Annotated in this window: 10 protein-coding genes; 6 read left to right on the forward strand and 4 right to left on the reverse strand. The window is 66.0% G+C overall.

Features of this window, described 5'->3' with window-relative positions; all coding sequences use genetic code 11:
* Positions 1-60: 60 nt before the first annotated feature.
* Complete coding sequence (locus tag ACIA8C_RS18410; protein ID WP_397136052.1) at positions 61-294, forward strand: hypothetical protein; 234 nt, start codon at positions 61-63, stop codon at positions 292-294.
* A gap of 697 nt (positions 295-991) precedes the next feature.
* Positions 992-3,232: a hypothetical protein gene (locus tag ACIA8C_RS18415; protein ID WP_397136055.1), complete on the forward strand. Its 2,241-nt coding sequence runs from the start codon at positions 992-994 to the stop codon at positions 3,230-3,232.
* A gap of 10 nt (positions 3,233-3,242) precedes the next feature.
* Here ACIA8C_RS18415 and ACIA8C_RS18420 read toward each other — a convergent pair whose 3' ends face one another.
* The gene (locus ACIA8C_RS18420) at positions 3,243-3,731 is read right to left on the reverse strand and encodes a MarR family winged helix-turn-helix transcriptional regulator (RefSeq protein WP_397136057.1); all 489 of its coding nucleotides are present in this window, start codon (positions 3,729-3,731) and stop codon (positions 3,243-3,245) included.
* 299 nt (positions 3,732-4,030) lie between these two features.
* Complete coding sequence (locus ACIA8C_RS18425) at positions 4,031-4,435, reverse strand: four-helix bundle copper-binding protein (protein WP_397136059.1); 405 nt, start codon at positions 4,433-4,435, stop codon at positions 4,031-4,033.
* Positions 4,436-4,716: 281 nt separating this feature from the next.
* On the opposite strand from ACIA8C_RS18425, the gene ACIA8C_RS18430 reads away from it, so the two are divergent.
* From ACIA8C_RS18430 to ACIA8C_RS18445, 4 genes are read left to right on the forward strand one after another with little or no spacing between them, the layout of a single operon-like run.
* Positions 4,717-5,340: a TetR/AcrR family transcriptional regulator gene (locus tag ACIA8C_RS18430; RefSeq protein ID WP_397136062.1), complete on the forward strand. Its 624-nt coding sequence runs from the start codon at positions 4,717-4,719 to the stop codon at positions 5,338-5,340.
* Positions 5,303-6,052 carry an ABC transporter ATP-binding protein gene (locus ACIA8C_RS18435; protein WP_397136064.1) on the forward strand — a complete coding sequence of 250 codons (750 nt, stop codon included), beginning with the start codon at positions 5,303-5,305 and terminating at the stop codon, positions 6,050-6,052. The genes ACIA8C_RS18430 and ACIA8C_RS18435 overlap by 38 nt, the downstream gene beginning before the upstream one ends.
* A gap of 11 nt (positions 6,053-6,063) precedes the next feature.
* Positions 6,064-8,415: an FtsX-like permease family protein gene (locus ACIA8C_RS18440; protein WP_397136066.1), complete on the forward strand. Its 2,352-nt coding sequence runs from the start codon at positions 6,064-6,066 to the stop codon at positions 8,413-8,415.
* Positions 8,416-8,458: 43 nt separating this feature from the next.
* A complete protein-coding gene (locus ACIA8C_RS18445) occupies positions 8,459-8,938 on the forward strand; it encodes a nitroreductase family deazaflavin-dependent oxidoreductase (protein WP_397136068.1) in 480 nt (159 codons plus the stop codon).
* A gap of 221 nt (positions 8,939-9,159) precedes the next feature.
* Here ACIA8C_RS18445 and ACIA8C_RS18450 read toward each other — a convergent pair whose 3' ends face one another.
* Positions 9,160-10,965: a glycoside hydrolase family 15 protein gene (locus ACIA8C_RS18450; RefSeq protein ID WP_397136070.1), complete on the reverse strand. Its 1,806-nt coding sequence runs from the start codon at positions 10,963-10,965 to the stop codon at positions 9,160-9,162.
* A 150-nt stretch (positions 10,966-11,115) separates the two neighbouring features.
* Entirely contained in the window at positions 11,116-12,213 is a 1,098-nt protein-coding gene (locus ACIA8C_RS18455; protein ID WP_397136072.1) for an enolase C-terminal domain-like protein, read from the reverse strand.
* Positions 12,214-12,252: the final 39 nt, after the last annotated feature.

The raw sequence follows: 12,252 nt of genomic DNA on the forward strand, positions 1-12,252 counted from the left end.
TTGGCGGGGTAGTGCAACAATATGCGCAGGACAGGATCTGGTTGGAGTAGCGACAAGACTATGTTCGCCGGCTTTGCTCTGTTGATCACCGGCACTGTTGCCGCGGGCTTGTTCTTGGTAGCCGTCGGCCTCGCGCTGCCGATCCGGGCGATCGTTGCCGTCGTCGCGGCGCTCGCGTTGCTGAGCGGCGGGGCGACGATACTAATTCGCGCCTATCATCATCGCGGCGGGCTGCTCGATCCAGACCCGACCCGCAAAGAAGTGCAAGAGTACAAGACGGATTATCGCCGCTAGATTCCCCCGCTGGCGGGCTTGACACCAGCGCCTCTCCCCGCCGAGCACGCCCGGCATCGGCGCCTCATGAAAGCACGCGTCGGTGCCGGGAGCAACCGAGCGGTTCACCGCGAAGATGGTCACCGCAACGGTTTCCGGCGCTCGCGCAGTTCGTTCGGCGCACTGTCATAAGTAGGGCCGTTGCCCACCGGCTAGCGCGCTGATGGTCAGACACGCGAACACCAGCACCGTAACAACGCTGGTCGGACTGTGTCGGCGAGGAGTTGTCGACAACGTTGCGCCTGAACGGCTCTCGTACTGCTCGGCGGCTACCCGGTCCAGCGTGGCCCGCGTGGAACCCGCCGCAAACGCCGCCAGGTACGGATTGGCGTGCGTGAGATGGCACAACCCGTACAGGGTGCCTACAGGCAAATGCCGCCGTGGTGGCTCCTGAAGCGCCCGGGCGTAATTGGCAAAAGCCTGCCGCGCCGAACACTGCCCCGGTACTCTGCCCACTCGCTCACGGAAAGGGGGCCCGCCATGACTGAAGTCGTCGCGGTTGCATTGATCGGGCTATTCGTCAGCCTCGCCCTGCTCATACGTCGCCTCAATCGTTCTGTCGACTGAATGTCCACCGCCGAGCCGTAGACACTTCAACTACGCTTGCGTATGGCAACTGTTGCAGGCTGCCGCTATCGGGTAGGGTCTGGCACTCGTGGTGGCAACTGCGGCAACGACATCGCGCGACGAGGTGTATCGGTGGGGGGCTGTCACCGCGGCAGGCGTGGTGATCGGCTACGCGGCGGTGCTGCTGGCGAACGCGCGGCATTACTACACCGATGACACCGAATCCCAGTACGCCGCACTGTGGGTGATGCTGGGACGCCAGTTGCGGGCAGGCCATTTTCCGGCGCTGGTGCCATGGGAGTGGATGTCGGGCAACTACGCGATGGAAGAGGCGGGACTGTACAACCCGCCGCAGTTGCTCATCGATCTGATCGCGCCGTCGGTGGACAATCTCGCGATCTACGCGACCGTCGTGAAGCTGGTGTTCTCGATCATCGCCGCGCTCGGGGTGTTCCGGATCTGCCGCGAGTACGGCGCGCGGGCGCCCTGGGCGGCGGTCGCCGGGATCGGCTTCACGCTCAGCGGATGGTTCCTGTTCTTCGATGAAGCGAGTTGGGCGACCTCGCTGACCGGTACCGCGTGGCTGGTCCACGCCTGGGCGTCGGGGGTCCGTTATGCGAGGGGGCGAAGCGGGCCGATTCCGGCTTTCGTGTTCTTGTATCTGGCGATCTCGGTCCAATACATCTTTCCCGCAGTGGAATCGGCGCTGATGATCGCCGCGGTGGCGGTCGGCGAAGTCGTATACCAGCGGCAGTGGGCGCCGACGTGGCGGTTGCTCGCGGCTGCGGGGTGCGCCGGACTGGTGGGGCTGGAAACCTATCTGCCCGGAATGTTGTCCTCGGCGACGACCTGGCGTGGCAACGAACGGGTTCTCAATGACCCTTTTCTGACGGTGCCGTGGTCGGAGTCGCTCAACGCGAGTCTGCCCAGTACGGTGCCCGCGTTCACCGGGTGGTGGGGATATGTCCAGCCGCTACCCATGGTGTACATCGCGTGGTTCTTGATTCCGGCACTGGCGTTCATCGATTGGCGTGCGGCGGTGCGGTCGGTCAGGGAGCTGAGCGGAGTCGGACTGTTCGCGGTGGCGGTATTGATGTGGACTGCGGGGCCCGGGCGGATCGGGCCGCTGCGCTGGCCTGCCAGGGTGCTGCCGATGGTCGCGCTCGCGTTGCTGGTGCTGATGTGTGTATTGCTCAGTCGCCATGGGACTTTCACGCGGGCGCGCAGCAGAGGCGCGGCCGCCGTGGTGTTGATCGGCCTGTTGCTCGCGCGGTCGTTCTCGGCCGACCCGCAGCACCTGGTGCGGCATCTCGTCGCGGTCGGGGCCGTGGTCGGGCTCGGCGCTGTCGCGGTGTGGCTCGGCCGGACCCGGGGGACGGTGGCGGTGTGCCTGTTGATCATCGGGTCGATGTTCCCGATCGCCTACCTTCAGGTGCACTCCGCGCCGCCGACACCGCTGTCTTACAACTTTCCCGAACGGCGCTCGGAGATGACCGGTGCCTTTCCCCATTTCGGCGGTGTCACTCTGCAATTAGCCGACCGTGGCCTGCTGCAACCGGCGGACGAGAGCTTGGCGGGTGCGTACAGTTCGCTCGCGTTCGGCAACTATGCCAAGAATCTCGGGTTGGACTACGTCAACGCCTACACCCCGATAGGTCACGCCGCCTTCAGCGCCATGCTGTGCATGGGCTGGGACGGCAGCACGTGCCCGGATGCGTTCCGGCGCGCCTTCGCGGTCGAATCGTCCACCGGCCGAACGATTGTCGACCTGATGAAGGTCGACCGAGTCGTGCTGCAGCGAGCCCAGTTCCCCGACGCACGTAACCGTCCCGCGCCGCCGGGCTGGAAATGGGTCGACTATCCAGGACACGAGCGTTACATCTGGGTTCTGGAACGCACCGACGGCCCGATCTCGACCAGCAACGGCCTGATCGCCGATTCCGCAGGGGTGACGGCGGTCTCGACCTCACGGGCGGACGTCACCAGCCGGGTTCGGGTGAGCTCCACCGAGGGCGGACGGGTCGTCTTCGCCCGGCTCGCGTGGCCCGGCTACCGAGCCAGCCTGCAGGGCAGGGACATACCGGTCACGACGGTGGCGGGTACGTTCGTCGCCGTTGACATTCCGGCGGGCATCGACAATGCCGAACTGATGCTGAGCTGGCGACCGCCGGGCTGGCAGATCGGCATCGGGACGGCTGCGGCGGGATTGGCCGGGTTGGCTCTACTCCAATGGGCCGGCGCCCGGTCCCGCCGCCGCGATACCGACATCGCTACGGAGACATTGACATCCGGGCAAGACTCGGGACGGTCCCTCGCGACTGTCGGCTCGTGAACCCAACGCGCTACAGCGGATACGCCTGACTGCCGTCGGCCGCGAACTCGCCGCCGGCGGCGGTGAAGGCGTTGAGCGCGGCCACCAAACCCTGCCGCTGCGCGGCGGGCATGGACTGCACGACACGGGCGATTTCGCGACGGCGGCTCGCGGTGACCTCTTCGACGACCTCTCTGCCATGCGACGTGAGGTCAATGATCAATTCACGGCGGGTCTGCGGATTCGGTTGCCTGGTGATCAATTCGGCGGTCAGCAGCCGCTCCACCATGCGGGTGGCGGTCGAGGGCTGCACGTCCAATTGTTGAGCCAGCGTAGCCAGTTTCACCGGCCCCTGGGTGGCGAGAATCACCAAGGTGCGGAATTGCGGGAGGGTGATCGTTTCGTCGACGTGCGCGATCGATCGGGCAGATATCGCCACCAGCAACCGTGATGCGGTGAGTAGTGCATCGGTCACTTCGTCAACCGAGTCCGGGGTGATTGAGCGGGCTGGCGACACCATCATCCTCCTCAGTGAGTGTAACCAAAGTTATTTTACTGCCCACCGAAGTTTGCCTATAACAACTGTTGCGTACCGCCACAATGAGCAATGCGGAAGTAGACAGACGAACCTGGGCAGCGATTCCGCTGCCACGCCGCGAATCCACGGGACGGTGATGCGCGCCGTCTCTGCGCACGGCGGCCGAATCGCCTTACAGATAACGCTGGTCAAAGCCTTCGCCTCGGCGTTGTGCATCGGCGGCGGGTCGGTGGGACCCTAGAGGCCGCGACGTCCCTCCCGCGCGCGGACGTCCCGATGGGTCAGCCAAGAGCCGCAATGAGTTCCCGGCAGGCTGTCTCGCAGCGCCGGCAGGCCTGCGCGCAGATCTGGCAGTGCTGGTGTGCGGTGTGCCGTTCGCATTCGTCGGCGCAGGCTTTGCACACGGCGGCACAGGCTTCGAGCGTCGCGCGGGTGACGTTCGCGTCGTAGCCGGTGTGCCGCGACAGCACACGTCCGGCGGTTTCGCACATGTCGGCGCAGTCGAGATCGGTTCTGATGCACTTCACCATCTGCGCGACTTCCTGTTCGCTCAGGCAGGCATCGGCGCAGGCGGTACAGGCCTGGGCGCATTCGAAACATTGCTCGATACACGCTTCGAGGGCCTTGCGGTCGACGTGGCCGAGATCGACTGGATAGGTGTCGAGTAGCTGACCAATGGTCTTCATCAGTACCTCCACGGTGGCTCCCAGTGGCTGGTGCTCTGATCGGCACCGGGAGAGCCGCCTGCGAAGCCAAAATCGCGATACCCGGCGCCCCCGCCTCGAAACCGCAGGCGCGGGCGACGTGGTTGCCCGAGCCGGTTCCTCACGAACCGGATTCTTCGGCACCACACCCTGAACTTCTAATTGCCTATAGCAACTGTTGCAGTATGCCATTACCATGAGGGTTGGGCGGACGCCCAAAGCGATCGACCAACCTCAATGACGACAGGACGACAGGAGGATCCGTGGTCACGGCAGCCGAGCAGGGCGAGGAAACGCGCGCCAAGCTGATGACGGCGGCGGTCGAGTTGATCGCTGAGCACGGCTGGGGTGCGGTGACCACCCGGATGGTCGCCCAGCGGGCTGACGTCCGGCCGGGGCTGGTGCACTATCACTTCTCCTCGGTGACCGACTTGCTCATCGACGCCTCCTTGCAGACGGCTCGGACCGAATACGACAGCGTGCTGGCAGGCGCGCTCGCGCTGCCCGGCCCGGCCGCGATGACCCAGATGCTCACCGCGATCGGCTCCTACACCGGAACCGACACCGCGACGGTCGCGATGAGCGAGATGATGCTGGCCGCCACCAGGCTGCCGAGGTTGCGAACGGAGCTGGCCCACTTCGTCGCTCGCGCCCGCGCCACGATGACCGCGTGGTTCCACGAGCAAGGCACGGCCGATCCCGAGGCCACCGCGGCGGTGGTGCTCGCGCTCATCGACGGCCTGATCCTGCACCGGATGATCGATCCCAGCCTGGCCGCAGTCGAGGTGACCGGCCCACTGTTGCGCGCGGCGGGAATACCCCAAAACCCAAACAGCGAAGGATATTCCAGTGACCGAACACCAGACGGCACACGCTCCGGCGATTGAGCGGCCGCGCGGCGGAATCCGCCTGCACGGCGTCGGCAAGACCTACGGCGAGGGCGAGGCCGCCGTGCACGCGCTCACCGACGTCGACCTCGACATCGCGCCGGGCGAACTCGTCACGATCCTCGGTGCCAGCGGCTCAGGGAAAACCACCCTGCTCAACATCATCGGCGGCATCGAATCCGCCGATACCGGCACCATAGTCGTTGCTGGGCAGGATATTTCGACCACGAAACCGGCGGCCCTCGGCGCGTTCCGGCGCGACCACGTCGGCTTCGTCTTCCAATTCTTCAATCTCATACCGAGCCTGACCGCGCGGGAAAACGTCGAAGTCATCATCGAGTTGACCGGACGCGGCGACCACCGCCGGGCACCGGAGCTGCTGACCGCGGTCGGATTGTCCGACCGGGCCGACCATTTCCCCGCACAGCTGTCGGGCGGGCAACAGCAGCGGGTATCGATCGCCCGGGCCCTGGCGACCGACCCGGATCTGCTGTTGGCCGATGAGCCCACCGGCGCACTGGATGTCGCTACCGGACGCAGCGTGCTCGAGCTGCTGCAACGGACCAGTCGCGCCGGACGCGGGGTGGTGATGGTGACCCACAACGAGGTGACCGCCCAGATCGCCGACCGGGTCATCCGGATGCGCGACGGCCGCGTCGTCTCCGCCGACACCAACGCCAGCCCCCTCGACGCCGCGAACGTCAGGTGGTGAGGTCGATGTTCATGTCCTCGAAACGGGTGCTGGCCAACAAGATTCTGCGTGACATGCGCAGGCGAACCGCGCCGGTCGCCGCCATCGCCACTACGGTGCTGCTCGGGGTGTTGCTGTTCATCGCCAGCTATGACTCGTTCCGCAACCTCGAGACGTCCTACCAGCGCACCTACGATCGCCTGCACCTGGCCGACTTCACCGCTACCGGAGGCGATCCCGCGGCCATCGCCGCGGCGGTCCGGGCCGCCGACGGCGTCGCCTCGGTCGCGGAACGCACCCAAACTGATGTCCCGTTCTCGATCGGGGACACCAAATTACTCGGACGCGTGGTCGGGTTGCCGCAGCCCGGCGCCTCGTGGGTGAACGAAATCCAGTTGACCGCAGGGCAATTGCCGGATTCCGCGCATCCGGATCAGGTGGTCGTCGAACAACACGCCGCCGACACCTTCCACCTCGAGACCGGTGATTTTCTCCAGATCTTCGACGGCGCCCGCCCGCACACCGTCACGATCTGCGGCATCGCTCGATCCGCGGAATACCTCTGGCCTGCCCGCAACCGCCAGGAAGCCCTCGGTGATCCGCATGCCTTCGCCGTCGCCTTCGCGCCACAACCCGAGGCGCTGCGACTCACCGGAGATCCGCGCCCGAACCAGACACTGGTTGAAATGGCCGACACGGCAACGCAAGCCGATCGCGGCAGGGTAATGGGGGCACTGCGCGCCGCGGGTGCGCTCGATGTCGTGCCCCAGGCCGAGCAGCCCTCGAACGCGATCCTGCGCGAAGACCTCAACGGTTTCTCCGAAATCGCCGTCGGCTTCCCCGCCCTGTTCCTGGCCGCCGCGGCGATCGCCGAGTACGTGCTGATCACCAGGCTGGTGCACACCGAACGCCCGATCATCGGGACCCTGCTGGCGATGGGCGCGCGGCGGCGCAGCGTGGTCGGGCACTATGTGAGCTACGGCGTCGGCATCGCCGCCGTCGGTGCGCTACTCGGAGTCCTCGGCGGGTTCGTCGCCACCTCCGTGGTCACCTCGGCCTACACTTCCGCGCTCGGCATCCCCGACACCGTGATCGACCACCGAATCCCCACCGCCCTTGTCGGATTCGCCCTCGGCCTGCTCACCGGGCTCATCGCCGGTCTGGCGCCCGCTGTCGCCGCGGCCCGGCTCGCTCCCGCCGAAGCCATGCGCGGCGACGGCATCCGCGCCGCCGAAGCAGGACCGCTCACCCGATGGTCGGCTCGTCTGCACCGAATGCCCGTCGTCGCGCGGATGGCCTTGCGTTCCCTGACCAGGGGCCGTCGCCGCACGATCGCGACCATGGTGGGCACGGTGCTCTCGTTGACCCTGATCCTCGCCTCGGTCGGCATGCTCACCAGCATGCGCAGCGTGCTCGACATCCAGTTCCATCAGATCGAACGCGAAGATGTCACCGTCTACCTCTCCCCCGGCGCCGGGGATCTCGCCACCCGACTGCGCGCGCTGCCCGGCGTCACCGCCGTCGAACCTGCCTCGGCCACACCGGTCACCGTCGCCGCCGGCGATCGTTCCTACTCGACGATGCTCAACGGTCTCGCCACGGACACGACGATGCACGGATTCCGGACACCCGACGGCGGAACCCGGACGCTGTCCGCCGAAGGGCTCCTCGCCGGTGCGCCATTGGCCGACCGGCTGGGCGTGGCGGTGGGCGATACCGTCACTGTCACTCCAGCTTTCGGCGCCTCGCGGCAGCAGCGCATAGCCGGTTTCGTCGATGAACCCCTCGGAACATTCCTCTACGCCAGCGACGCCACGGCCGGCCACCTCGGTGGTCTGGGCCTGCGTGGCTATCTGGCCCGGTTCGACACCGACGCCGATCACGACGCGCTGCGCGCGGCGATCACCTCGCTCCCCGGCGTCGTCGCGTACACCGACACCCATGCGCTCGAAGATCAGGCAAACCAATTCCTCGGCCTGTTCTGGGTTTTCATCATCGTCATGCTGATCCTCGGCGCCATTCTCGCCTTCACTGTCATCTACGTGACGATGACCGTCAACCTCGCCGAACGCACCACCGAACTGGCGACGCTGCGGGCCGCGGGCGTACCGGTCCGCCGGCTCACCGCGGCACTGGCCACTGAAAACCTCGCCGCGACACTGCTGGCCGTTCCGCTCGGGCTGGCTGCCGGAATCGCCGCGGCATGGGCATTTCTGCGCTCGTTCAACAGCGACATGTTCAGCCTGCACCTCTCCCTCGGCGTGCTACCCCCGCTACTCGCCGTCGTCGCGGTGCTGGCCGCCGCCGCACTGTCGCAACTACCGGCTGTGCGCCTCGTCGAACGAATCGATATCGCGCACGTCGTCCGCGAGCGGGCCCAGTGACCGCGGTCCCGCTGCCCGTCAATCTCGTTGAAGGAGTACAGAAATGGCCGCGATAAGTTTCACCGCCAAGCTCGGCGCCCGCGCATTACGCACGCGATGGCTGGTTCGCGCGCCGATCTGGCTCTACCGGGCGGGGCTCGGTTTCCTGTTCGGCTCACGCATGATGCTGCTGCGGCACATCGGGCGAAAGTCCGGCGAAGCCAGGTATGTCGTGCTCGAAGTCGTCGACCGGCCCGCGCCCGGCGAGTACGTCATCGTGTCCGGCTTCGGCACCCGAGCCCAGTGGTACCGCAATATTCAGGCGAACCCAGACGTGCGGATCTCCACCGGAACCACGAGAAATCGACCCGCCCTCGCGATTGCGATGACCCGCGACGAATCCGCCGACGCCCTCGCGCACTACATGCGCAACCACCCGACCGCATGGGAAAAGCTGCGCGCCAGCATCGAATACGCCACCGGCAAGCCCGTCGACGCACTGCCGATGGTTCGTCTCCGGGTGCGGGCGAGCGCCGACCTCTGAAGATTGCGCCTGCTCCGCTGCCTTCGTGAAAGAGGTTGCACCGCTATGGGTTTCGTCAGTACGCCACGCCTCGCGATACCGATTACCTATGGTGTGCACGCTGCGGGCACGATCGTCGCGTCCGGGCCCGCCGAGACTGTGTCCATCACGTGCTGGTCAATGGCGCGGTGGTCAGCGGGGAGTCGGTTGTTCGTACCGACGGCCCCGGCGCGATCGTGCGCTCAGGCGGGGTTTCCTATAGCGCCCGAGGTAGGGCCTTCGGTCGCCAGGGCGCCGCTGAGACGACGGGCCGTGTTGATCAATCCGACGTGGCTGTAGGCCTGCGGCATGTTCCCTACCTGACGCCCGACGGAGGTGTCGTATTCCTCGCTGAGCAAGCCGAGGTCGTTTCGCAGAGCCAGCAACCTCTCGAACAACTCGACGGCCTCTCCTGCACGATCGATTTCGTACAGCGCGTCCGCAAGCCAGAATGAGCAGGCTAAAAACGCTCCCCCGGAATCAGTAAGCCCGGCGCTCCCACCGCCGGCCTGCGGCTGGTAGCGCAGCAGCAGGCCGTCGCGGCACAGCTCCTGTTGCACCGCTTCGATGGTCCCTACGACGCGGCTGTCATGCCACGGCAGGAAGCCGACCCGCGGAATCAACAGCAGTGCCGCGTCCACACCGTGCGAACCGTAGAACTGGGTAAAGGTGTTGCGGTCGCCATCGAAACCCTTCGCACAGACATCGGCGTGGATGCGTGCCCGCAATGCCTTCCAATCCTCGGCGGGTCCGTCCAAGCCGAATCGTTCTACCGCTTCGATGGCGCGATCGACTCCTGCCCATGCCATGACCTTCGAGTGCACGAAATCGTGCCGCTCCCCGCGTACCTCCCACAGGCCGTTGCCCGGTGAGTCCCAATGGCTTTCGAGAAAATCGAGCAAGGCGCGCTGCATGTCCCACACCGCCTCCTCCGCCTCGATTCCCGCCTGTCGGGCCAGATGCAATCCATCCAGCACCTCGCCCCACACGTCGAGCTGGAACTGTCCCGATGCGTCGTTGCCGACTCGGACCGGCCGCGAGCCTTCGTAGCCACCGAGCCAGTCCAAGGTGGATTCGGGCAGCCGACGGGTTCCGTCGAGGGCGTACACCGTCTGCAGGTCCGCCGGATCGCCGGCGACGGCGCGCAGCAACCACTCCCGCCACGCCTTGGCCTCGGTGACGAACCCGGTACCCAGGAGCGCCTGCAGCACGAACGTCGCGTCGCGTAACCAGCAGAAGCGGTAGTCCCAATTACGTGCTCCGCCCAGCTGTTCGGGCAGCGAGGTGGTCGGGGCCGCGAGAATGCCACCGGTCGGTGCGTAGGTCAGCGCCTTCACTGTCACCAGCGACCGGCGCACCGCTTCGTCCCATTTGCCTTGATAACGCAGTTGGCTGACCCACTCCGACCAGAACGATTCGGTATCTCGCAACGCCTCTTCCGCGTCCGCGAACCGCGGGCGCGGTTGGTGCGAAGGCTGGTAGGTCAACACGAATGGCACTCGTTGCCCGGCGGCCACAGTGAAATCTGCGCAAGTCGTCAGTTCATGATCGTGGAGCGGGACGGGCGTGCGCAGCCACGCCGCGTCGGGCCCGGCAATCGCGCTCAGGTACTCGTCGCGGTGGCGGATCCACGGCACGATGCGCCCGTAGTCGAAGCGCAGTCGCAACGCCATGCGCATCGGTACCCGTCCATTGAGGCCTTCCACCACACGCACAACATCGGCCGCTTGCCCTCGTGGTGGCATCGTGTCGATCAGTCGGACACTCCCGTCGGGTGTGTCCCACTCCGTCTCGAGGATCAGGGTGTCCCCGCGGTATCGTCGCCGGCTGCACACCCCGCCCCTCGTAGGGGCTAATCGCCAGTAGCCCGCCCGCTCGTCGCCGAGCAGGGCGGCAAAGCAGGCGGGCGAATCGAACCGCGGTAGACACAGCCAGTCGATAGATCCGTTGCGGCCCACCAATGCGGCAGTCTGCAGATCTCCCAGTAAGCCGTAGTCCTCGATTCTCACCGCAGCCCACCTTCGCGTCTCGATTTTGCCCAAGACATATCAAGGCAGATACCCCTGTCCCGGCATGGCAAGCACACTTCTCGTTATTTCATCCGCAATCGCGTGTCAACCACAACCAGCGGAGTATCGGCGGTTCATTTTGTCGCCGCGCTATTTGATCCGGTAATCCGCGGCGTTCGCGCTGATACTCATGCCGTGCCCAGCTTCGTCCTCGCGAATCTGCAGGGCTCCGTTCTTCACCTCGGGAACGCCCTGCACCAGCAGAGGTTCCAGACGCACATGGTCGACGAACCACTCGACGTGGCGAAGATTGGGGATCGCCGCCGCGACCGGAGCGCTCAGCGCCGGGGCACAATGGCCCGACACATCCAGTCCTCGGCTCGCGGCGACGGCGGCGCCGCGCAAGAAGCCGGTGTATCCACCGCACCGGGTGGCGTCGAGTTGGAGGCAGTCCACGGCGTCGAGCAGCGCCGCCGCGTCATATACGTCATAGGCGTACTCGCCCGCGGCGACATCGCAGCGCACCGCATCCCGCACGGTGGCCAGACCGACTCGGTCGTCGCTGGTGACCGGTTCCTCGAACCACACAACGCCGCGCTCGTCCAACTCGGCACCGACCCGCCTCGCCTGCCCGGGTAGATAACCACCGTTCGCGTCCACCATCAATTGCACATCGGCACCGGCGAGTTCACGTAGCCGGTCCACCCGCGCGAGATCACACGCCACCCTGCTTCCGTGGTCCTCGCCGATTTTGATCTTCATGGCCCGACAGCCCGCCGCATGCCATAGGTTGACCTGCTCGGCCAGACCGCGGTCGTCGAGGGAGACGAAACCACCCGAACCATAGACGGGTACCTCGGTGCGAACCCTGCCGAACAGCTGCGCGAGGGGCACCTCGAGCAGACGGGCCTTCAAATCCCATAGCGCGATGTCGACGGCACTGAGGGCATGGGCGGCAACACCTTTCGTGCCGATATTGCGGCATGCTCGGTGCATCGCCGCCCAGCAGTCGGCGGTGTCCAACGGCGATCGGCTGCTGAGCACTCCTGCGAGGTGCGTGGAGATCACCTCGGCCGTCGCCGGGGAGCTGTAAGTCCATCCCAATCCGAACTGGCCACCGGCGCCGACGCGTACCACCACCGCATTGGTCCAGTCCCATTCGAAGGTACCGTCCGCTTCAGGTTGCGGGGTCGGGAAGCGGTAGACAGCCACCGCGATGTCTTCGTCGATCTTGGCCTTATGGTCCACGTCGGTGTCCTACCCCGGAAATCGCCGCTCAACCGGCGT

Source organism: Nocardia sp. NPDC051321 (genome assembly GCF_044455225.1).
Classification (GTDB): Bacteria; Actinomycetota; Actinomycetes; order Mycobacteriales; family Mycobacteriaceae; genus Nocardia.